Source organism: Halorubellus litoreus (assembly GCF_055378595.1).
Window position 1 is genome coordinate 89406 of sequence record NZ_AP043835.1, and the last position, 22062, is coordinate 111467.

Consider the following 22062-nt stretch of genomic DNA (forward strand, 5'->3'; position numbering starts at 1 on the left):
TCTGTCCAACCAATCCAAGAGTCGGGCTCGGAGACACATTTTACGTGGTGTTCACTATGCTTCTTCTAAATCCGCCTCATAGCACTCACTGAGCAGGTCTGCGAGCATCTTGGTCGATTAACTCAACGACCTGCTCGTTCCTCAAACTGGCTTAACTAGACAGTCCCTTGAGACCCAAAATATTATATTGCTGATGAAGAAAAGTTTCAACGACTGTGTCAGATGTCGATGGAATCAGTAAACGAGACATTATAGCGGCGGCCATCTTAGAAGAACTTCTGATCCCATATCAAGAAGACGAACATGCCGACTCCCAATTCTCGAAGCCGCTCTATGAGATTCGCTCTGCGATCTCTGACTACCCAGACGAAGACGTAAATGATGTCGCTGATGAACTTGCCGGCGATCGTTCTGGACTAACCTACGACAATGGGGATCTAGTCCTTGAAAATAGAAACCGAGCGAAAAACTATTACTCGATGTGTGCTCCGTTCTGATACCTCCTTGCCCTACATCACATCCAAACATGAATACCAGAACCTCGAACCGGCTTACCGTCGCTGTCGTTCTATTAGCAGTATTTAGCGTTGGATTCCTCTCGCTCTTCTACCCTCAGATTTTACTCGACAATGTACCTGCACTACAAGACGCTAACCAAGACACTGCATCTTCTACCCCTAGCGCCAGCACGGTGATAACGGCCGCTGACGTCATCGTGGGTTCCTTGCTCACCCTCTTTCTCGGCTGGGTATATCTCCGTCAGAACCGCATCCTCGATTCCCAGTCAGACATTCTAAAAGCTGCACACCGGCCGTTAGTACAGGCTACTTCCGAGCCAGAACCGGTTGATGAACATCCTCTGAACGACGAATTCCCGAATGATACGCCACCGGGTGGTGAATGGATTGAGCTTACCCTCACGAACACTGGTAATGACGTGGCTACGAATCTACAACTCGAATGCTTCCTTGTTGTTGAAGGCGAGTATGACGGTACATTCCTTCGTTCGGGGAATGACCTGTTGTCAACTAGTGGTAGCCCTCAAACAAGTGCTGGGACGAGTTCGATCCGTCCAGACGGGGAAGAGCATACGTTCTTTGCATCAACGAAAGTCATCGAACGCCCACCGGATCTTGATTGCCTGGAGCGAGTTCAAGCGGTTCTTGATTCAAAGGGGCTTGGTGAGTGGGACGGTCATAAGTCGCCGACGCCACTGGGAAATCTCCTCCAAGATCTCACCAAGGATTCCGGCGTCGATCAGGTCGCATTTGGGTTTGTGGTGACATACCAAACCGCACTTAGTTCCTCGACTAACAGTGACAGAGAAACACTCTATCTGCAACCTGCGAAGAGACTTAATGCGGAGGACCCCCTTTCAAAGCCATCTCTCATAGCTGCATGGGAGCAGGGTGACCAATACTGGATAGAACGCATCCGGGATCAGCTTGACGAGTAAGTCCAGGTATTCGACGCTCCCAAGGACTTGACGACGGAATGAGCTAGTTCGGGAAGTTTGGTCGTTCTGCGGGATTTTCTGCAATTGTCCCATCCTCGTCTTGGCGGATATTCACGTCATATATGTATTGGAAGAACAGCATCCCCATATTCGCTGGAATTCGCGTCCGGACAATTGACTCATCGAGTGATTTGATATTAAAGCTCTCCTCGTACGGGAAGATCCGTTCACGGACTTCGAGTCCTGTTAGCCCCCCATTGGCTGCCGAATTCACACGGAACTTTACCGGTACGTTGGAGAAGATATCGACGAGGTTGAATATAATCTCCTGTTCTTCTTTATCGGAGACCCCATTGACAATATCAAGTGCAGCTGCGATTCGCTTTCGCCACACTTTGACGTCTTCTAACTCAGTGTCATCGTCCGGTTCGTCAGTACTTTCCTCACCGTTTTTGGATTGTCCGTCCTTATTCCAGATCTCCTCTGTTTGTTCGTCAACTAAGGTGACTTCCGATGGAAGGTATATAAATAGGTCGTTATCACTATACTGGTATGAACTAGCTTCTCGCTTGTCACGAATCTGATCGCGACCTAGTGTGTTCGCGATATCGATGACAAGGTTGTAATAACACTTGATGTAGAAGAACCGGTCTCCCTCTTTGCCTTCGATATAATAATCGGGGCCTTCAGGCTCTTCGACATGAATTGTGATAGAACGAGGATCATCACCATTCTGGTCAAGTGTCGAGTCGACCGAACCACTGGCAAGACTATTGAGATCGAACAATAAGTTTTCGACGGCCTCTTCGAAGTTCTCCCCTTCGTACATGGGGATCACGAATTGATACGGCTCTTGAGACTCTGAGCAGCCCCCAAATTGCTGCTCACGTTACCGAGAGTGGTTTTGACTCCGGTGTCGTCCTGATCCGTATCTCCGTAACACTCCTGAGCGAGGGTTATTACCCCACGCCGGAATGCTTGTGACCCCTTCAAGAGCTGTCTGAGGAGATCCACAGTTAGTGGTCCCGGAAGCAGGCTCTCTAGGGAGTCTTCGGATTGAATTGCCTCCTCGGAATCGGGGGGTGACACAGCCTGGCTGCGTTGCACCAAGAGCTGGTGTGACTTCCCCAGGGACTGGGTGAGCTCGTCGTCCATTTGCAGGCGAAACGATCTCCCACTGCCGCCCTCAACTTCCTTGACGAGGCCAACATCGACAAGGGTGTCAACGTGACGGTAGACGCTGGCACGATCGACATCCGCCAGGTCTGCGACTTCCGAGACGCTAAGCTCCTTCCCGGGCCGGCTTAAGAACGCAGTGACCAGCTCCGCACGTGCATCACTACCCAATAACCGCTGCAACGGTGACGCGTCCGAACTTGCACTCATAATTTGTAAATTGGTGATCTGGATGGGCTGATTGACTCACTCTATCTGCGAGGGACGCTGATTCACACTGCACTTACTACGCTTGGTCCCTGCTCTTCTGTCTACATATAGCCATTCTACACAACGGGTAATAAAACTGTTGCAGTATTGCAACGCTTATATGGGAACCACAGAAACCGCCTCTCCAACCCATCAGGCGGACTCTCCGAACCACCAACCACTTCCTCTAGTCACCACCGGCGGACGCAACGCGATCGACGACGACCTCACAGAGTACTTCAATAGCTTCAGAACAATCGACGAACTTCAGGAACGTCGCGTCGATCTCTTGGTAGATCTTCTTGAGAAACGCGCTTACGAGGAACTGGACGATAAATTCGGACTTCAAACTAACCGCGATCAAGTCCGAGACAATCGCCACCACCAGACAGAGGACGAGATTGAGGTATTGTCGAGCAGGAGTCGGAGAGTGGGTTTCGTCTGTTTTGGGCATAGGTGGTTGGAGGAAGTTCCCTAGAGGTGGAGAGTGTACTTCGTCTGTTTTGAAGCGTGCTCGAGGGAATTCTCTCTGGTCACGAGGAGTTGGATGGATCAACAGCTGTCACGGTTGAGACGCTCAATTCGTCCATCAGTGAGGTGCTGGCTGCGAGTGACGGACTCTATTTCGATTACGTCGTCGGGGACGTCAGTGACTATCGAGAGGCGAACGGCAACGCTCACTTCGATCTGACGCACGACGGCAACAGCATTCACAGTGTGTTGCTCGGGTATCGCCGGGATTGGGTGGATGCCGAACTCGAAGATGACCTCCAGGTGGCCGTCAGTGGTGACTTGACCTACTATGAGGCGCGTGGGAGTTGCTCGGTGATGGTCGACGACGCCATCGAACTCGGCGAGAGCGAGTACAACGAGATATACGCGGAGAATCGGGCGACGTTGGCCGACGACGGCCCCCTCGACGATGACCACAAACAGCCGCTCCCTGAGCATCCGGAGACAGTCGGGCTCGTGACGAGTCTGGATAGTGATGCGCGGGAGGACGCGGTGACGAGCATTCACGCGCGCCATCCCGACGTGGATATCATCGTCCAGCACGCGACGGTGCAGGGAGACGCAGCAATGACGGAGATGATGGAGGCCATCAGCGTCCTCGATCGCGATTCCGCCGTCGACGTGCTCGTCCTCACACGAGGCGGCGGTGCCGACACGACGCTCCGCGTGTTCAACGAGACCCCGCTCTGTCGTGTAATCTTCAACACCGAGACGCCGGTTGTCGTCGGCATCGGTCACGAGCGCGACCGCACGCTCGCTGAGGAGGTCGCCGACAGGCGGGTGATGACACCGACACATGCTGGCGAGGTCGTCCCAGAGAAACAGACGCTCGAACAGGAACTCAGAGACGCGACCGCTAGGCTCGAAGACACATTCAGTCGGCACGCAACGGCAGAGCTCGATCGGGCACAGGAAGACCTCGAGCGCGTCTACACGAGCCACACTGAGCGTGTCCTTACGCGGACCGAGACAGGCCTGGAAGCAGCGTTCGAAACGCAGGCCAGTCAGGAGCTGACCGAACTTGGGAATCGACTCGAGTACGCCTACGACGCGCTCGAACAAGCCGAAGCACACGAACAAGCGAAAGAAGCGGCTGTCGAGGAAGCCGTGCAAGCAACACAGGAGGAGGCTGAAGCAGCCGTGCAGGCAAAGTATGAACGGCGACAGCGACTACAGCGCGCCGCTATCGCCTTGCTTGTCGCCGTGTTACTCTTGCTCCTCGCGTACATCATCCTGGCATAACCAAGACATCCATTATGACCGACGCTGAATCTGATATCGACCCTGAGGCATCGATCTCCGAGAAGATGGACCGCGTCCACGAGATCATCGACACGATTGAAGCTGGTGAGCTCTCACTTGAGCGCGCAAAGCAACTCCGTGACGAGGGGCGGGCGATTATCGACTCGGTAGGGGAAGATCTCGATCTCGGGTCTGGGGACGTTCTCGAACAGGAGTAGCGGGGTTATCCTGCTCGCTCAGTCAGTAGAGAGGGTTCGATCGAGCTTGAGGAGGTCGCCATCGGGCCCGAGGAATTCATATGGTGGTGTGCCAACTGCAGGCGCATCGTAGATGGTCTTCTGGTCGATCCCGAGCCAGACGGCAATAGTCGGCAAGACAAGCGTACTATGGGTATGCACGATTTTCCCGAAAACGGGTGCCTGTTCCCAGTCGGAGACGTCGCCCTGGTCTTTGAGCCATATCGCAAACAACAAGGATAAGATGTCTTTGCTGGCGCCACCCGAACAGCGTGCGCCGTGGTGGGCGTTGAGGGCGTCGAGCGACCACTCGTAGCGAATCGACGGGTCAGCGTGTGTGGACATTGTGCGGACCACTGACTGCAGTATCCCCGTATTTAGAGATAGCGGTTTAACAAGTTGATTCCACACAAGGAGAGAAGAATTATTGTTCTGGGCAGAGACGTTGGCGATTGCTGCGCTCGACAGTAATCACTCAGCGACGGTGAGACGCTCACTAGTGTTCGTGGCGTCGGTGTAGGCGATGAGGTGGTCGGTCTGTTTGTAATCGTTCCCGCAGTGGGTGGCGGCGACGGCGCAGACGATGTCGAGCGTCGGGCCGGGGACGTCGTGTTCCTGGAAGGTTTCGAGGCGGTCGAGTCGGCTGCTGTGGGTGTCGTCAACGGCGTCGTCGAGTTTGTGAAGGCTGTTGTAGAGGTCGGTCCAGGCGCTGAGTGAGGCCTGGATTTGGACGGTCCAGTCTTCGGCGTGGTGGTCGCCGAGGTGGTGGTCGTCGCTGGCTTCCTCGAAGAGCGTGTCGACGACATCGTCGTGGCGGTCGTCGCGACGGTTCGTCTCGCTGGATTCGAAGTATCGCGTCTGACGGCTTCGAGAGACGTCGACGAATGCGAGGAGGTCGTCGTAGTCGTCGATGGTGCGTTTGACGTGGAGGGTGGTCTCGGTCTGTTCGCACCACGTAGCGTCGTCGTCGACGGCGAGTCGAGTGGCTGGCCCGCTGGCCGTGAGGGTGAACGCGCTCCAATCGAGAGGTGCGTCGTGTTCGGTGCCCGTGCTTGCTGCATCTGGAGTCTGGGTTGTCGTGGACATGATCAACAGGTTCGCGCACCTCGCTCGGCGAGGAACAAACCGCAGCGTAGTGATTACGCGTCGTCCTCGAGGCCGTCCAGCCGCGCAAGATGCGAGCGGATGGTCTTCGCGCACGTACCGACGACGTCACCGACCGCATCCTGGCTGATTGGGTACGAATGGTCGCGGCCGGCCTGGTAGAGACAGCTTCCGGCGAACGCACTGGGGTCACACCCCATCGCAACGTTCGTCTCCGTCGCGACGGTGGCGAGCTCGCGCGCGGTCTGTCGGACATGATCCGGGACGTCGAGCGCGCTGGCGTGCTGTGGGACGAACTCGACTGGCGAGCGGGGTGGGGCAGGGATGTCGAGTTCGGCGTTCAACGTGTTGTACGTCGATTGGAGGGTATCGGCGCCGACCTTCGCGGGCTCGGCGACCTCGTCGATGGTTCGAGGCGTCTGGTTACATCGACAGGCGGCGTACACGCAGGCTGCGGCGACGCGCTCGATTGACTGGCCGACCAGGAGCTCTTCGGACTGGGCGGTTCGGAAGAGCCGGCAGGCCTGTTCGCGAAGGTTCGTCGAGAGGTCGAGACAGCTGAGAATGCGTCGAACCTCGGTGAACCCCTCGGCGAGGTTCCGGTCGGCTTTGGATTCGAACATCCCGCGCTTGTGCTCGCGACGCAACCGGTTGAGCTGGCTGCGTTTCTTCCCGGAGAGACTCCTGCCGTTCGCATCGTGGCCGTGGCCGATCTGGGTGGTGAGCCCGCGGTCGTGAAGGGTTTCCGTTCGCGCGGTCCCAGTGTGGCGTTTGCTCTCGGTGTCGTCGGTGGGCCGCCAGTCCGGACCACGGTCGATGTGGTGGTCGTCGACGACGAGCCCACAGCGCTGGCAGACGGACTCGTGGTCGGTGGTCGCGATGGTGCCGTCACACTCGGGACACGAGCGTGACTTGGTGTCGGTTCGACTGCTGGACTCGACAGTGTCGGAGACAATCTGAGACATGGATTTGAACGCGCTTGGCGAATCTCGCGCGTGCTGGCTGGGCGAGTGAGAAACACCGGTCGATGTGAGGCGGTGCGGTGAGGTCGTGGCTGCGCGCGCAGCGAAGCGAGCACGGAGCGGAGGGTGGGGAGGCGGGGAAGCCGCGGCGCTAGGGTGCCTGTTTCCTCGCGCGCGACCTCGACGCGCGTGGGTGGGCTTTCTCGTAGACAGCGAACAGGAGTTGCGAAACTATCTCGCGAAAATGTTCGCGCTCGCTGTGGTCAGTCCGCGCTTGCGGGCGTCCCCGCCGGGCCAACGTCCGCGTCAGCCTCGACTTCCAGACTCTCGAGTGCGCGCTCGACGCTCTCGTGGTACGCCCCGACGTCGAGGTCGTCGTAGACCTCCCGGGCGCGTTCGCCCTCTGACTCGTCGGGGTGGATGCTCCGGCCGATGCGTTCCATCGTTGCGGCGGCCGTCTCCACCACCCACGTCTCTCGCGTGTCTTCGTCGACGACCTGGATGGACTCTGGCCGGAGCGACACGTAGGCTTCGTCGCTGTCCTCGGGCTCGTAGACGCGGGGCTTGCCGGTGACCGCGACGTACGTCGGTGCTTCGAGCTGGCGGAGTGTCGCCATCGCTTCCTGTTGGTACTCGCCCGCGTACACGTTCACCGCGCCCGTCGGATCGACCACTCGAGCCTGCCAGTACTCCGAATCCGACCCGATATCCTCGACGTTCGTGAGCGTCCCGACCATGAACACCCGGTTGGCCTTCCCACCGCTTGGGAGCGTCACGAACGACGGTGCTCGTTCCTCGTCGGACTCCGTGAACTCGTCGGTGCAGTCAGTCAGCTCTTCGGCGAACAGTCGAACCGCTGGTTGTCGTTCCATAAGTAGTGAACCTCGATTGCGTCGGGGGCTCTCGTCTCACCCCTCCACCCCGACAGGGGGCATACAAAACGGGCCGCGTCTGACCGGTCAGGCTGCTGCGTCGGCTATCTCGTCGCCGAGTTGGTTGGCGAGCGAACTCGCTTCGGCCTGGAGCGCGTCCACGTCCGTGTCCTTGTGGAACTTGTCGGCGCCATCGACGAGATACCACGACCCCGTCTGCCGGCCCTCCACGCGATAGTACCGGCCTTCAAGGAGGTCACGCATCCGGTCCTCGACCACACTCGTGTCCAGGGCGTCCATCGCCTGCTGTTTCGCTTCACTCATCGAGATGCCCGTGACGGCCTCGGTCGCCGCTTGATCGAACAGCACCCGGTGAGCGTCCTCACCGTCGTCGAGGACGGCCTTGAGACGCATGTCGAACTCACCGGCGACGTCACCGTGGTCCGGACACGACCCCGACCCGACGACGCGCGAGCAGTCGTCCTCGGGACAGCGCTTGATGAGCCCACTCGGTGACTGGATCGCGACGAGCGCACCCTCCAACGTCGTCGACGCATCTTCGACCGCGACGCCCTCACTGAGGGGCTCGATACCGGTCTTCGAGTTGAGTTTCACCGAGTACTCGCCGTCGTACTCGTCGGTGACGACGTTCGTCAGCCGATACGACGCGCCCTCCTCCAATCGGGGGAGGTCGCTCGATGTGAACGCGGTGAACATCGTCGTCCCCGTCTCGTCGCCGATGAGCCCCTTCTGGGCGATGGCGTCGTGGTCGACGTCCCACAGTTGGAGGACCTGAACTTCCATGCCACCCCAGACGTCAGCCCCACTGAGGTCGCCCGCGTCGAGCGTGGTGTTGGACCCGCCGAAGAACGTCGTCGCGTCGAGATTGGTGTCCTCGAGGAGGCGATGCTGGACCGAGGACTTGGCTTCGTCGCGCTGGACCTGGTAGTCATCGATGAGGGTCGCGAGCAGCTCGGCGATCTCGCGCTCGCTGTGCATGAGGTCGGCGCCGGCGTCGTCGAACTGGTCGGAGATCTCTGCAGCCATCTCGGCATAGTTGCTTGCAGGCATTGGAATCAACTCACGCGGGGCACCACACATCTCACCCCGCACCCCACCCGGGGGAACAAAAATTGGCGTCTATCGGTAGATCGTCACTCGCAGATGCACTCGTGGCCCTGGCTAGACTGTCCGACGATGTAGGCGTGGAGTTCCTGCGCGAGTGCGTGCATCTTCTCACCACGGTCAGCAGCAGCAAGCCCATCCTGATAGTACGTCTTCGCTCGATGATCCCGCCAAAGCTCCGCAAGCTCGTTCGCTGTCGTCTCGGAGAAAATCCCAATCCGAGCGGCTTCCTCATAGACACCCGGGTGCGTGCCTGGGAGGTCGTCGGGGTCTGTGGTGCCTTGCTCGAGGAGTCGAAATTCGACGGTGCGTTCGATGGCGACGAACGACGCTTCGATGACGAGGGTATAGAATTCCGCATCACGGAGTGCGTCTGCGCCAGCAAGGAGCCGACATGCTTTCCGGAGTTGCAAGAGCGCAGGGCTGCTGACATCCAGCCCGGGTTCGATTTTCATTGGCCGACGGTCGAACGCGGCCCTGACGTCGTCGATGAGTTGGTCGATACGCGTGCTACTCATCGCTGAACACCGCTTTCCGAAGGTCAGTTAGCTCGTCGCCGCCATAGACGGTGATGCCTTCCTGGAAGATCTCCTGCAGTTTCGATCCTGCCCGTGTTGCACTCTCAGTAGTCTCGACGTAGGGCTCGAACTCGAAACGATCGCCATCGAACCTCTCGTCTTCGAGTTCAGACACGACGTCGGTGATTGTTCGTCTGGCGGTTGTTCGGTCGCCACGAACCACGACGAAGAGGTCAATGTCGCTGCGGCGGTCAGCCTCGCCGCGAGCGACGCTCCCGAAGACGAGGACTCCCTCGATGTCTTCGACCTCGTCGGTCGCTCCGACAGCATCGACCGTTCGGTCGACGAATTCCCGGATCGGCGCGCGGAACTCCGGTTGCTCGATGGCTAAGAGCGGGTCATTCTTCTGGAGGCGTTCTGGATGGATTGAGACGTAGTTTCGCTGTGGGGTCTCGCGGACTTGGACAGCACTGATGCTCTCGAGTAATTCGACGGCCCGCCACACGGTCGATCTGGTCACGCCAGTTGCGTCGACGAGTTCTGGAATCGTGAACTCGGTCTCATGGGCGTCAGCGAGCAGTCGAAGTATCTCGTCGGCTGCTTCTATCCGGAAGACCGTGCCATCGCTCGACGAGGGCACATCTACGCATATGTTTATACCTTGTTTCATCTCTTCGGATACTGTCTGATACTGTGCAACGGCATAAAAAGGTGGTGCCGGGGACGGTGAGCAGACACCGGAAAATCTCAAACAAGGAAGACGGCAGGTCACCTATAGAAGGCCTATGAGTCAACGCCCCAGACAGAGAAGAAACAGCAAACCAATATGCCTGATTTCGGTCCTCTAAAGCGGTAGATACAGACCATCTTTTTCCCGCTCGGGTTCGCGCTCCGCGCGAACCGCTCGCGGCAAAAACATGGGTGAAAAAGGCCGCCTCCGCCGTCTCCGACGGCTCCGGCGGTGAAACGCCTCGCTCCGCTCGGCGTACGCCTGACCGCGACCGGTGTTCAACTCGCAATCTTACTTACCAGGAGATTCAGCGCTAGGTCTGTGGATAGAACCAGTCCGTCGTGCTGTACTGAACCGCTCTACCCAGCGCCCAATGTTGTCAGGATCTGAAAGGTGGCCGTGGTGACGGAAGGGAAAGCCCGGCGACTTACCCGGTGGGTGAGTCGCCTGGAACCTGGAGGCGGGTGGGAGGTGGTGTCGTGCGGTCCTTGGGCTTTTTCGCGCGCGACCTCGACGTGTGTGGATGGGTTTTCTGCGGTCACTGTGGTGCGGTCGTCGGGGTTGTGGCTGCCGCCCCCGCCAGGGGGCGGGAGCGGTGGGCGGGGAGGTGGTCGACAGCGAAAAAAGAGTGCTGTGGGTCTATGCCTGGTTCTGGCGCTTGTGGTACTTGGCGCCGAAGACGGTGCCGTCGCTCCGCCGGGTCGCTGGTCCATCGCCGCGCTCAAGGACGCTGATGCGCGTCTTCGAGTCCACCGCCACCTGCGCCTGTCCCGAGTACCATCCTGCGAGGCCGCCCGTCACCCGCACCCGGTCGCCCTCGCGGAGGATGGTGTCTTCGAGCGAACTTCGCCACACCGTCAACTTCGCCTTCGAGGTTCCATCGTCGAGGATAGCGACCTGTTGTTGGCTCGTCGAGTGTGGATAGTACAGCGTCTCGACGCGGGCTTCGACCGTCACCCGCACGTCGTATCCCGGGTTCCCCATCCACGACTCGAACGACTCGATGGCACGTGGGACGCCACTCATCTCATCCAACTGCTCTTGGACCGCCAGGAGGGCTGCGAGCGCTCCCTTCCCGTCCGCTCGCTCCTCGGCGAGCATCCGACTCAGTGCTGCTCGCGATGGCGCACACGACCGCGCACTCGACAACCTGTCTGCGTCCCGGTTGCACTCCCCGATGGCGCCCGCGTCGAGCTCTGACCGTGGGTCCGCCCGAATCGACGACACCTCGTCCCTCTGCCCGCGCTCAATCATCCTCACTCGCTGCTCACGCGCCTCCGCCTCGCACTGCACGCGACTCGACCCCGCACGGTCCACGCCCGCATCGTGCGCTCTGAGTGCCCGCTCACGCTGTGCTCTGAGTTCCCGTTCCTCGGCGAGTCGCCGTTCCTCCTGGGCGAGCGTCGCCCCCCACGGATGGTCCAGACCAGCGCGCGTACTCCAGTCGTAATCGCGTTCGCCCTGGAACTCCTGGGCGTTCGAGGGTCTGAGTTCCTCACCGCGCTCGGTCTCCGCTGCCGCACTCGCGAGCACGCCCTGTGGGTCCTCGACCTGTTGCGCTACCGGCGTCTCCCGCAGATGCGGCGTCGCCTCGTGCACCGACCGCGTGAACTCGTCAGTCTCGCTCTCTGCCACCGAAACCGTCTTACCGAAATCACTCGTATCGTACATTGGAATTCCTCTTAGGATTCCGCTTGAGGCGTGTCATCACCACGCCTCGTTTCTACGACTGCTGAGCCACGCGTTTCCACGTCGCCCCTCACCCCACCGTGGGGCACACAAACTGGCAGCACGACCGACCACGTCCTCGCGCCGAGTACGCGCTTGGTCGACCGCCCACCACGTGGTTGCTGGCGGCCCCTGCGGGCTGTTCTCGCCCCGGGAACCACACCTGGAAGTTTCGAAAAGACAAACCCCTTGATGCTGGTCGTCTCGACCCCGCAGGCCGTCGGCGGAGCGCAACGCGCCCCCGTAGTGGGCGCGTCCGGTCCGCGGCGGACTGCGGGCGTCGAGATCGCTCGGAAAGCGAATCGCTCGCGGGCGGTGCGGACCGCGAGCTATCGACCGCTTCAAGGGGTTTTCTTTGGAACCCCCGGCGCGACAGCGCCTCGGGAAGCCACGAAGTGGCACCGCAACCCCGTGCGTCGCGGCCAGCACCCCACGGGTGTCGGCCGCGGCGGACGGGTGAGGTGTCTCCGACGGCGCGCCGGCCCGTCCGTCACGACGGTCGAGAATCTCGCCGCCAGGCGAGGAGTCGAGGGCGTCGTGAACGCAACGGCAGTCGCGACCACTGTCGCGACCCCGCGGGGCGGCGCGCCGAGAGAGAAGCCTGGAGGATATGGGTGGGCGTGGCGGACGCGCCGTGGGCGAGCACGCCGCCCGGCGGTCGGCGGCGTGCGAGGCGTAGCGCTCGCGGCGGCCGACGAGGCACGACCCCGCATGGGGTCGACATGGAATCCGTGCGCGCGCTCAGCGCGTGCGCGTCGACTCGCGAGACGGCCGCCGCGAGGAAACGCCGATGCGGAACCGATCCGACCGGCGGTCAACCCCACGAAAGCCAGCCCGGGCGGCCTGTCTTTGTTCACACCCGAACTGCAGCGGTCACACGCTCGGCCGAATTCGTGCAGGCCTGGTGGATGCAAGGGCGAAGCCGGCTCGCGCCCCTGGCGTGGTCGCCTCCGTCGACCCCTATCCGCGCGATTGGCTGGGAGCGCGGATATGTCGCGGAGCGGCCGCGAGCCGGCTGAGGGCTTGCTACGTGGGGTCCCTGAGACGGGAGTGTGTAGTTGGGTTGTTAGAATTGGTCGGTTGGTGGGTGGGTTGTGGCGAGCCAGTGGGCGCCGATGAGTTCGGATTCGGTTTGGCTGAGTTGGAATTTCTCGTTGTTCTCCGGGCGGGGGGTGTATGAGAAGTGGAGGGTTGGGTCTCGGTTGCGGCGGTGAGTAGTGAGGCGGTTTTTGAGGGTGACGGATTGGCCGATGTATTCGAGTGGCGGTGCGGTGTTGGGGTTCCAGATGCGGTAGAGGCCGGGGGCTGGTGGAACGGTGTCTGTGACGTCGCTGAGCGGGCGTGGGTTTGACCAGTCAAGCCCCATCCAGTCTGGGGCGAGGACGTCGGTGGCGTTGGTCCATGGGAGAGGGTCGACGCCGGTGGTGTAGTCTCGGTCGGCGTCGGGCGATTTGGTGCCGCGGTCGCCGGTGGATCTGGATCTGGATTTGGTGTAGCCGGGGGGCATGCGGCCGAAGTTCCCGATGAGGTTCGTGTTGGTGTCTCGGCGGTGGCGTGCGATGAGGGCTTCTTCGATGGCTTTCCGTTGGTGTTTGTCCGCAGCGTGCTCGGTTGTGGTGCCTGAGACTTCGAACCCACGGCCGTGGCGGTCTGCGATTGCCCAGAGACTGGGGGATGCAGTATGTGGGTCACTGTACGGCATCTGGTCGTCGAAGACACCTCGGATGAGGGCGCGGAGTCGGCCACGGAGGCTGCGCCCGGTTTCACCGATATAGATGAGGCCATCGTACGCTGGGTGTCGGACGCGATAGAGCCCTGGGTCTGTCGAGAAGATGCCTAATGCTTCGTCTTCGGGTTCGAGACTCACCCACGGCGACCACTCAAGATCAAGCCAGTCCTCGTCGTACACCCCTGCGTCAGTCACCATCTCTACTCGGGGTTAGACGGATAGCGAATTAAAAGCAATTGGGAGAGACAGAGCAAAGCTGGTTCCGGCAATCTCCAATCTGCCCGGGGCTGTCATCTACGACGATTCATTGAGATGTGTCGGATTCGAGTGTAGCTTCGGAATCGGACTGAAGTTGTTTGTTGGTGTCTTGATCTAAATTATTTCGGAGAATCTCAGCGGCGTGGAACCACGAGGATTCTCGTTTAGCGTCTTCGTGTGCTCGAAAGGTCTCCAAGGTATCTTGAATCACGTCAAGTGAGACCATGACAGAACCTGAATCCGCCGTCTCTTCGGTCCCGTTCTGTTCTTGGTTTGGAACTGCTGTGTCAGACGTGTGTGGGGATGGTGAACTCTCGTTTCCGCTTGGGAATTGTTGTTCAATCCATGCTCGCTCCATTCGGTCGTAGACGCTCTCAATTGGATAGCAATAGCCAGGCGGAACATACAGATCTCCGCGATACTTCCCAGGTAAGAGTTCATCAAGCAGTTCATCTGGTACTTTCAACCCATCCTGCGGCTGAGTCCATGATTCACGGTATTCACGGAGTGAGAGACTGGTATCTTCGGTCTCTGCTCGAAGTTCGTGAAGTCTGTCGATTATTGTCTCCTGCTGTTGAGTAAGTTCGGTTCGAATCGATTCATCATCAGTATACTTACTAAGAATCTTTAAGAACCGCGATAGTCCGACTAACAGCCACCGTTTCTCGTATGCCTCACGTCGCTCAGGAACCGTGGCGGGTCCTTGGCTTCCTGCATTACGCTCGGACTGTTCCGTGTCGGACTCAGTTGCCCGCCACGTCTCGTGACCCCAATCATTCGGGGGACGCCCCAAGGAATCAGTCGCGAAGGACATGTCTGAAAGTGCTGTGTCGGTGAATCCTTCAGCGAGAATCTGGCGAGACACTGCAAGGTCATCGCCATCAAAGGGTAGTAACACAGGCCGCGAGTAGCGTTCTGGATTCATCTCATGGACCTGTAAGTCCTTCCCCTCGCGATTACTGTCCAGATGAATCTCGAAAGCGGGGAAACGGAAGAACCGCTGTCCACACCACCGACAGACGGGATAGTAGCGATACCCGTCATCAGAATCTTCTGGATAAATAATATCTGCTCCAGCGTCTTTGAGTACCGTGGCCGTGCCAGGAGTGAAGTCATCTGGGAACTCCCCAGGTTCGGAATGAGTTCCACCTAAGAGTTTTACGTGATTCAGATAATCGACAGCGTTCAACTCCGCCGCACAATATTCACACTCGATCTCTGGACTGCCGAGATTCTTGCCTGAATACCGTGACGGGGGCTTGGTTGCGGAGCGATTGGGGTCGCTAGTATCTTCGTGGCCCGGGGTTGCGTCGTCGGTATCTGGACGCTGATCCGAAGACTTGGCTGTTGAAAGTTCTTTCAGAGAAATGTCGTGGTCCGCTGCATACTCTCGGATCTCAGCCTCCTCGTTGTCCTCTAGTTTCACATGGTTGAGGAGGTATTCCAGCATCTCTTCGCGGTCTTCTGCTTCCAGCACTCCGATCTCGCTGTCGAGGTCAGAGAGTTCTTTGAGAGATTCAATTGGTTCGACTCCTGAGTGGTGAGTGTAGATCAGCTGTAGTTTATTTAAAACACCAAAGAGCTCATTTGGGAGCGAATCACCGTCCTCGAAGTCCAAGGCTCGGAGAAGGTTTTCCGCAGGGACTGAGACCTGATAGGTGACGACTTTTCCATCAAACCCGTCCCGAATATAGAACCCAGATTTCGAACTATTCGGGACATACTCATGAACAACTGCCATCATATAATGAATTCGGGTATTAAATATTGACTCTATCGGCGACCACTGTGACCGCACTACGGTGGATTTCAGCTGATAGTTTGTTGTGTCTGGCTTCAACGACTTCGAAGCTCCTCGTTTGATTCCAACCGCCTCAAGGTACCCCAGCTGTTGCAATAGTCGACAGGATAGGGCGGGCTGAGGGTCTTATGCGTGGGTGTTGTAGGGGTGAGTATGCAAGATTCGGGCGGCTCGCTCCGTGTGCTCTTGGTGGCGTTGGTGGTGGTGTTGGCTGGGTGTTCGAGTGCGGTGCCGGTGACGGAGACGGAGTCGGATGCGACTGTGGAGGAGTCGACGGTGACGACGACGTCTGGAGTGGGGACGAATAGTAGTGGGGGTGGGGGTGTGAACGGATCGGTGGAGGTTCACTATATCAATGTTGGGCAGTCGTTGAGTGTGCTCGTCATTGGGCCGACGGGAGAGACGTTGGTGTATGATACGGGGCATTATCAGGACGATGGCGAGCACGTCCTCCAGTACTTGCGAGCGCACAACATCACCCGCATCGACCACCTCGTCGTCTCGCATAATGACGCGGATCATATCGGTGGGAATGCGGCGATCATCGAGTACTATGAGACGGAGGCCGACGGTATCGGAGCGGTCTATGATCCGGGGATTGCGGCGAGTACGCAGACGTATAGCGAGTACCTCGATGCAATCGAAGAGCATGGGGTGACGTTGTATGAGACACGGGAGGGTGATTCAGTTCAATTCGAGGGCGTCGATGTGGGTGTGTTCGGCCCACCGGAGCCGTATCTGGAGAGTGAAGCGCGTAACGAGAACAGTATCGTCCTGAAACTCTCCTATGGGACGACGAGTGTGCTCTTGACGGGCGATGCGGAGGACGACCAGGAAGCATACCTGGTCGAGGAGTACGGTGAGCGACTGAATGCGACGGTCCTGAAGGCGGGCCATCACGGGTCGTCGTCGTCGACGAGCCCCGGCCTGCTGGATGCAGTCCAGCCACAGACCGTGGTCATTTCGAGCGCGTATGACTCCCAGTACGGGCATCCAACTGAGGAGATGCTCCAGCGCTTGAGCACGCGAGATATCCCAGCGTACTGGACCGCGACACACGGCGATATCGTCTTGGTGAGTGACGGGGAGCGAGTGTCCGTTCGGACGCAATCTGACGCGCCCACGACCCCAGGTCGACTTCGGGATGGTGACGCTGTCGAACCGGGGTCGAGCGGTGCGGTTGTCGAACGCACGGTCCTCAACGGGCGTAGTCTCCAGCCTTCGTCGACGACGGCGGTCGCGACGGACGGCGGTACAACCACAGTGGCTGACGGTGAGCTCGTCCTCCGGGAGGTGCATGCGGACGCCGAAGGGTCGGATGGAGAGAATCTCAACGACGAGTACCTCGTCTTCGAGAACACCGGGAGTGAGACGCTCGACATCTCGGGGTGGACGATCGCGGATGCAGCAGGTCACACGTATACTGTCCCCGACGGGACGACGCTCGCGCCAGGGGAGACGCTTACCCTCTACACAGGAAGTGGCGCTGACACCACCGCCGCGCTCTATTGGGGGAGTGGCTCGCCAATCTGGAACAATGGTGGCGACACCGTAATCGTGCGGAATAGCCAAGGCGATATCGTGCTAGAGGAGGCATACGAATGATCGACCTCGATGACGGCACCTACACGGCGGTCGTGGATTCGATCGAGGATGGGCTCGCCACGATCTTCTACGAACAGGATGGCGAGGACGTCGCCAGCGACGTCCGGGAGGCGAGTGACCTCCCTGAGGATGGGCGGCACGCAGACGCCCTCTTCACAGTCATCGTTCGAGACGAGGCGGTCGTCGACTGGAGCTATGAGCCTGCAAAGACAGAGGACCGGCAAGAGGCCGCCCAGAATCGCTTTGATCGGTTATCGAGTCGACCACCAAGCGACGACGAAACGTAATGAAACTCCGGAGACCTGGCAGAGACGCGTCTGCTCGACGCGAGTCCAAGAGAGTGCTAGTCGAGGAGGGAGCGGAGTTGGGTGACGTATGGACTGTTCTCCCAGCTCCGGTGGGAACCGATTGTGGTGAGGAGTGTCTGGGCGTGGTCGTGCGTCATGTGATTGTTGCGGGCGTAGTCACAGATGAGTCGAGGGGTGGGGACGATTCGAGGTCCGGTGAGGACGGCGTGGATGAGCGCGAAGTTCGTGCCGCCGAACTCGTCGGTGAGAAAGCCATCGACAGCAAGACTGTTCGCGAGGACGATACCGTCAGTCTCGCCGGCGTCGAGCCCGTACGTCGGGCGTGTATCTGATGCGTCGGCTCGTTCGTAGGGGTCTTCGACCGTGTAGTAGTCACTGGCGGCGAGGACGTTCGCGGCGGCAGCAGCGTGGATATCCTGGTACTGTGTGAGCGTTTCGAGCTCCGAGACGACTTCGCGGGGCACCGTAACCGTACACGACGTCAATAGATACTGGAGGGGGTCAGGGTTCGACGTCGTATCGTAGTTCGGGGCAGCGCTTGGGACGGCGAGACTGACGAGTGCACTCGTATCCGCAACGACCGTCTGGAGACGCGACCGACTCATTCCGTCTCCCGCGAATCGTCGTCACCAGCAGTCGTCACGTCCTCGCTATAGATGTCGACGTCGTCAGGTGCCGCGAGGTCGAGTGGTTCACCCTCCAAGTCCGCTTTCAGAAGCCGGAGGCGTTGGGCGGTTTCGGCGCCAACGAGTTGTTTGACCGTCTCGAACTCGAGTTGGTCGTCGTAGTACTTCGTCGCCACGAGCTCCTGGAACGTCTCGCTCTCTGCGGTCTCCTCGAGGTATTCGCGAATCGCTTCCACGAGGAGGTCAGTTCGATCCTTGTCGAAGAGATCCGCGATTGCATCGAGGCGTTCCACGAGGTACTCCGGGGATTGGAAGTGTACCCGTCGTGGTTCGTCACTCGCACCCATCTCATGTGCAAGTATTGCACACAGCATCATAGGTGTTGCGTCCGCATGCACAAGCTTTGCACATCGATTCGGGGCGGCATACCCACAGGACATCTGACCCTCATTCGAGTTCGAATTCGACAGCAGCGTCCGCAGTGGGCTCCTCGAGTGTCCGCAATCCCTGTCACGTGTCGACGGCGAACGATTCGAGAACGATCTGCATATCCCAACGTGAGCGGCCAACGCGCTCGCTAGCCTTGCCGAGACTGATTTCCCGGAGAAGGCACAACACAAGCGGGGTGGCGATTGTAGTCGAATGATGCGAAGGCATGGGTATTCGTCTCTAAGCTCCTGTTGTGTTGCATAATACCGAAGTCATTTATATCTTGGTTTGGTATTTTGCAACAGTATGCTCACGGAAGGCGAGATTCGCGCCCTCACTGCTCTCCACGGTGAGCAAACCGTCTCTAAACTCGCGACGAATATCAATCGAAGTCTCAGCTACACCTCAGAACTCGTCGAACGGCTCGAAACGGCTGGCCTCGTCGAGACACGCCGCCGGGGGAAGACAAAGCAGATTCGACTGTCGGACACCAAGGCACTCGAGTTACTCACGGACCTCACCCAGCAGTATTCACACATCGACTGGCCGGAGTTATTGTCAGGAGCAGCCCTTCGAGTGTGCTACTATCTCGATACCCCACGGACCGCGACCGAACTCGCACGCCACGCCGACGTCCACAGAAGCACCGTCCACCGTGCGCTTGCCCCACTTCAGCATCGCGGACTCATCTACCAAACTGACGACGGTGCGTATGCACTAAATGACGGCTTCGAACAGCTGAGTGTATTCGCTCGCGAGCTTGCCCATCACACTCACCGGCAGACTGTCGAAGAACAGGCTGATACCTACACCATCCTGTGGGAATCCCTCGACGAGTTCCTCGTACAGACAACGACTGAGATCAGCGAGGAGCACTTCGTTCCAACAGGGCCAGACCAGTTCCAGCGATATGGCCTCCCGCTGTTGGCACGTGACCGTCGATACTACCTCTACTCGGAGACAACGAATGAGCTCTCCCCGGAGAGGTTGTGCTGCCACATGCTCGTGATTGATTCGGGCGCACGAACGCAGTCATACTGTCTACTCTTGCTCAGTCACGTCAACATCGACCGCGACGAACTAAGAGCCCAAGCCACCAAGTACGGCGTCGACGACACCGTCGTCGAGCTTTGTACCTATCTCGACACCAGCGGTGCCCAGCGGACGCCTCGACTCCCCGAGTGGGAGGACTTCCAGGAACTGGCTGACGAGTACGAGGTGTCACTATGAGAGCGCGTTTCGATAGCGCGTACATCCGTTCAGAACTCGAGCGCATCGGCCAGCAGCTCGACAACCCACTCACCGTCTTCTTGATTGGCGGTGGGTCGATGGCGTTTCGCGGACTCAAAGAAACGACCAAAGACATCGACCTCATCGTCTCCTCCGGCAACGACCTAAGTCAGCTACAAGCAGTGCTCCTCGACCTGGGATACGATATCGTCCAGGAACCGGACGAAGAGTACGAAGAACTCGGCGCCCAGCGAATCCTCGAGAACGAGGATGGGTGTCGCATCGACATCTTCAACCGACAAGTGATCGGCAAACTGATGCTGTCTCCAGGCATTCGTGAACGGAGCGAACGGTACCTTGACCCGGGTAATCTCGTGGTCGAACTCGTGAGTACAGAAGACATCTTCCTGTTCAAAGCGGTCGCCGGTCGAGTCGACGACATCGAAGATATGTTCTCGTTGATGCAGACCGGTCTCACGTTCGACATCGTCGAAGCAGAACTCGAGACACAGGTCGAACTCCTAGACCAAGAGCTGTTCGTGACGTACGTGAACGAAGCGTTAACCGATCTCACCGAACAACACAACGTAACGACACCATTGCACGACCCAGTTGCAGAGATCACCGAGCGCGTCTACAAGGAACTCGAAGTGCTGCACGCACTCGATGAACCGAAATCGGTAACTGACCTGTACCAGGAACTCGACTGGCCTGCAGCGGACGTACAGGAGATTGTGAGGCGTCTGGAAGAGAAAGACGCTGTCGCGGTAACCGATGGACGCATAGAACATCGCTCAACGAATATTTGACCGCAAGAGGGTAGAAAGACAAGCCAGCCTACGTAGCATTCGTCATGTGTCCAGTCTAATTCTGAGCGGTTCTACTCATTCGTAGGTGACTCCATCCGATAGGTTGCCTCAGTATCAACGTCGTCGTACATCCGGTCGAGCATTTCAAGAGCCGGCTCGAAGGTCGCGTCGTATTCGGTTGCAAACGTCACCGCTTCTTGAAGTGGGACGACGGGGTATCCGTCGACCATCTCGGTATCGATCTGTGTTCGTGGCTCTAGAACGACCTGGATGGCGCCATCGAGGTCCTCAGCGGGCAGGCGTTCTTCTGCAGTCGGAATACCGAAGCGGTCGAAGAACGCCGCCCAGGCGTCAAGGTCGGACTCGTGGACGGCAATGAATAGCGGATAATCATCTGGGTTGCGAGCAACCTGGTAGCCACCGTGCGTCCAGACGTAGACCGCATCGATGGCAGTATACGCGTACTCCATATTCGCGAACTGCGGGAGGACGTACGCCTCAGGAATCGTAGGTCGCGAGACGGATGCTGCCGCCGCAAGGAACTCAAGACCGGCGTCTTGAACAGTCCGGTCGATGAGCTGGAGACCACCGTCGTACGCAACGTATCCAGCGTCCTCGAGACGGTTCACGACACGTCGGATCGTCTCCCGGTTCTCGTCGATCTTCCGCGCAACACCCGAGATCGAATCACCCGCGTCGAGCGCAAGGAGGACCTTGAGTTCCTTCTTGCCACATCCCTCGTACATCCTATAGTTGCATATATCTGTGCAACACTCAAAGTAGTTACTATTCGTGTGAGTTCGATGGCAGGAGATAGTGGGTTCAACGACGTGATGGATGGATTCCAAGAACTCACCTTCTCTTCGCGAGCGGTTTCGAGCATCGCGCTTCTCGCTAGTACAACCAGACCCGCATCGACTACACTCCCGCCACGCCAGCGCTCCCGTCACCATCGTGGTCGCCACCGCCCGGTTGCCATGCCCGGAGCGCGAACCCACCACGGATACTCTCCAACGACTCCCGATTTCGAACCACGAGCACGGCGTCTTCGTCGCGATGACACACCGTCACCAAATCCTCCCGAACCGTCGCCCGACTCACCGTCTCACTCACCCAACCATGTCGCGGCACGTACCGATGGCGCTCGAACACCTCCCCACTCGACCCCGGCACCGCCACGTACTCGATCCGCTCCACACCACCCACCGTGCCGCGCCGATAGGCCACTCCCACCGGCTCGTACTCGAGATCCACCAAGAGGTGCTCCACTAGCGAAAGCACTCTCTCACCTGACACACCGAACGGGAGCTCGTGCACCGTACGAACACCGTCTCTCGACACCCCCGAACTCAACAC

At 58.8% G+C, this 22062-nt stretch carries 25 protein-coding genes; 8 read left to right on the top strand and 17 right to left on the bottom strand.

Annotated elements, in window-relative coordinates; all coding sequences use genetic code 11:
- Positions 1-215: 215 nt before the first annotated feature.
- Both ACZ48X_RS03160 and ACZ48X_RS03165 read left to right on the top strand, forming a co-directional pair.
- Positions 216-497, top strand: a complete 282-nt coding sequence (locus ACZ48X_RS03160) for a hypothetical protein (protein WP_336351845.1) — start codon at positions 216-218, stop codon at positions 495-497.
- A 29-nt stretch (positions 498-526) separates the two neighbouring features.
- Positions 527-1456: a hypothetical protein gene (locus ACZ48X_RS03165; protein ID WP_336351844.1), complete on the top strand. Its 930-nt coding sequence runs from the start codon at positions 527-529 to the stop codon at positions 1454-1456.
- A 43-nt stretch (positions 1457-1499) separates the two neighbouring features.
- Here the strand turns inward: ACZ48X_RS03165 and ACZ48X_RS03170 are convergent, their stop codons facing one another.
- From ACZ48X_RS03170 to ACZ48X_RS03180, 3 genes are all read right to left on the bottom strand, one after another.
- A complete protein-coding gene (locus ACZ48X_RS03170) occupies positions 1500-2285 on the bottom strand; it encodes a hypothetical protein (RefSeq protein ID WP_336351843.1) in 786 nt (261 codons plus the stop codon).
- Positions 2286-2290: 5 nt separating this feature from the next.
- On the bottom strand, positions 2291-2842 hold the full coding sequence (locus tag ACZ48X_RS03175) for a winged helix-turn-helix domain-containing protein (protein WP_464379813.1): 552 nt from the start codon (positions 2840-2842) through the stop codon (positions 2291-2293).
- Between the two features lie 226 nt (positions 2843-3068).
- Positions 3069-3335, bottom strand: coding sequence for a hypothetical protein (locus ACZ48X_RS03180; RefSeq protein WP_336351841.1), 267 nt, complete (start codon positions 3333-3335; stop codon positions 3069-3071).
- A gap of 56 nt (positions 3336-3391) precedes the next feature.
- Between ACZ48X_RS03180 and xseA the strand changes: the two genes are divergently transcribed.
- Together xseA and ACZ48X_RS03190 are read left to right on the top strand one after the other, a co-directional pair.
- Positions 3392-4636: an exodeoxyribonuclease VII large subunit gene (gene xseA, locus ACZ48X_RS03185; RefSeq protein ID WP_336351840.1), complete on the top strand. Its 1245-nt coding sequence runs from the start codon at positions 3392-3394 to the stop codon at positions 4634-4636.
- 14 nt (positions 4637-4650) lie between these two features.
- Entirely contained in the window at positions 4651-4854 is a 204-nt protein-coding gene (locus ACZ48X_RS03190) for an exodeoxyribonuclease VII small subunit (protein ID WP_336351839.1), read from the top strand.
- A gap of 18 nt (positions 4855-4872) precedes the next feature.
- Here the strand turns inward: ACZ48X_RS03190 and ACZ48X_RS03195 are convergent, their stop codons facing one another.
- From ACZ48X_RS03195 to ACZ48X_RS03240, 10 genes are all read right to left on the bottom strand, one after another.
- On the bottom strand, positions 4873-5217 hold the full coding sequence (locus tag ACZ48X_RS03195) for a hypothetical protein (RefSeq protein WP_336351838.1): 345 nt from the start codon (positions 5215-5217) through the stop codon (positions 4873-4875).
- Positions 5218-5343: 126 nt separating this feature from the next.
- Entirely contained in the window at positions 5344-6072 is a 729-nt protein-coding gene (locus ACZ48X_RS03200; protein WP_464379814.1) for a hypothetical protein, read from the bottom strand.
- On the bottom strand, positions 6012-6941 hold the full coding sequence (locus tag ACZ48X_RS03205; RefSeq protein WP_336351836.1) for a transcription initiation factor IIB: 930 nt from the start codon (positions 6939-6941) through the stop codon (positions 6012-6014). Before ACZ48X_RS03205 ends, ACZ48X_RS03200 begins: the two co-directional genes overlap by 61 nt.
- A 260-nt stretch (positions 6942-7201) precedes the next feature.
- Entirely contained in the window at positions 7202-7810 is a 609-nt protein-coding gene (locus ACZ48X_RS03210; RefSeq protein WP_336351835.1) for a DNA-binding protein, read from the bottom strand.
- Positions 7811-7897: 87 nt separating this feature from the next.
- Positions 7898-8881, bottom strand: coding sequence for a replication factor A (locus ACZ48X_RS03215; protein ID WP_336351834.1), 984 nt, complete (start codon positions 8879-8881; stop codon positions 7898-7900).
- Positions 8882-8964: 83 nt separating this feature from the next.
- Positions 8965-9453: a hypothetical protein gene (locus ACZ48X_RS03220; protein ID WP_336351833.1), complete on the bottom strand. Its 489-nt coding sequence runs from the start codon at positions 9451-9453 to the stop codon at positions 8965-8967.
- Positions 9446-10123 (bottom strand): nucleotidyltransferase domain-containing protein, encoded by a 678-nt coding sequence (locus tag ACZ48X_RS03225; RefSeq protein WP_379762772.1) that lies wholly within the window; start codon positions 10121-10123, stop codon positions 9446-9448. The genes ACZ48X_RS03220 and ACZ48X_RS03225 overlap by 8 nt, the downstream gene beginning before the upstream one ends.
- Before the next feature lie 699 nt (positions 10124-10822).
- On the bottom strand, positions 10823-11818 hold the full coding sequence (locus ACZ48X_RS03230) for a single stranded DNA-binding domain-containing protein (RefSeq protein WP_336351831.1): 996 nt from the start codon (positions 11816-11818) through the stop codon (positions 10823-10825).
- Between the two features lie 1159 nt (positions 11819-12977).
- Positions 12978-13838 (bottom strand): GIY-YIG nuclease family protein, encoded by an 861-nt coding sequence (locus ACZ48X_RS03235; protein ID WP_336351830.1) that lies wholly within the window; start codon positions 13836-13838, stop codon positions 12978-12980.
- 106 nt (positions 13839-13944) lie between these two features.
- Complete coding sequence (locus ACZ48X_RS03240; RefSeq protein ID WP_336351829.1) at positions 13945-15639, bottom strand: hypothetical protein; 1695 nt, start codon at positions 15637-15639, stop codon at positions 13945-13947.
- A gap of 213 nt (positions 15640-15852) precedes the next feature.
- On the opposite strand from ACZ48X_RS03240, the gene ACZ48X_RS03245 reads away from it, so the two are divergent.
- Together ACZ48X_RS03245 and ACZ48X_RS03250 are read left to right on the top strand one after the other, a co-directional pair.
- Positions 15853-17304: a lamin tail domain-containing protein gene (locus ACZ48X_RS03245; protein ID WP_336351828.1), complete on the top strand. Its 1452-nt coding sequence runs from the start codon at positions 15853-15855 to the stop codon at positions 17302-17304.
- The gene (locus ACZ48X_RS03250) at positions 17295-17591 is read left to right on the top strand and encodes a DUF3006 family protein (protein ID WP_379762811.1); all 297 of its coding nucleotides are present in this window, start codon (positions 17295-17297) and stop codon (positions 17589-17591) included. The genes ACZ48X_RS03245 and ACZ48X_RS03250 overlap by 10 nt, the downstream gene beginning before the upstream one ends.
- Positions 17592-17647: 56 nt before the next feature.
- Here ACZ48X_RS03250 and ACZ48X_RS03255 read toward each other — a convergent pair whose 3' ends face one another.
- Complete coding sequence (locus ACZ48X_RS03255) at positions 17648-18217, bottom strand: hypothetical protein (RefSeq protein WP_336351826.1); 570 nt, start codon at positions 18215-18217, stop codon at positions 17648-17650.
- Positions 18214-18585 (bottom strand): hypothetical protein, encoded by a 372-nt coding sequence (locus ACZ48X_RS03260; protein ID WP_336351825.1) that lies wholly within the window; start codon positions 18583-18585, stop codon positions 18214-18216. Before ACZ48X_RS03260 ends, ACZ48X_RS03255 begins: the two co-directional genes overlap by 4 nt.
- A gap of 388 nt (positions 18586-18973) precedes the next feature.
- Here ACZ48X_RS03260 and ACZ48X_RS03265 point away from each other — a divergent pair, with 388 nt between their 5' ends.
- On the top strand, positions 18974-19897 hold the full coding sequence (locus tag ACZ48X_RS03265) for a helix-turn-helix domain-containing protein (RefSeq protein WP_336351824.1): 924 nt from the start codon (positions 18974-18976) through the stop codon (positions 19895-19897).
- Positions 19894-20706: a DUF6036 family nucleotidyltransferase gene (locus ACZ48X_RS03270; RefSeq protein ID WP_336351823.1), complete on the top strand. Its 813-nt coding sequence runs from the start codon at positions 19894-19896 to the stop codon at positions 20704-20706. Before ACZ48X_RS03265 ends, ACZ48X_RS03270 begins: the two co-directional genes overlap by 4 nt.
- A gap of 71 nt (positions 20707-20777) precedes the next feature.
- Here ACZ48X_RS03270 and ACZ48X_RS03275 read toward each other — a convergent pair whose 3' ends face one another.
- On the bottom strand, positions 20778-21452 hold the full coding sequence (locus ACZ48X_RS03275) for a helix-turn-helix domain-containing protein (protein WP_336351822.1): 675 nt from the start codon (positions 21450-21452) through the stop codon (positions 20778-20780).
- Between the two features lie 172 nt (positions 21453-21624).
- The gene (locus tag ACZ48X_RS03280) at positions 21625-22023 is read right to left on the bottom strand and encodes a hypothetical protein (RefSeq protein ID WP_336351821.1); all 399 of its coding nucleotides are present in this window, start codon (positions 22021-22023) and stop codon (positions 21625-21627) included.
- Positions 22024-22062: the final 39 nt, after the last annotated feature.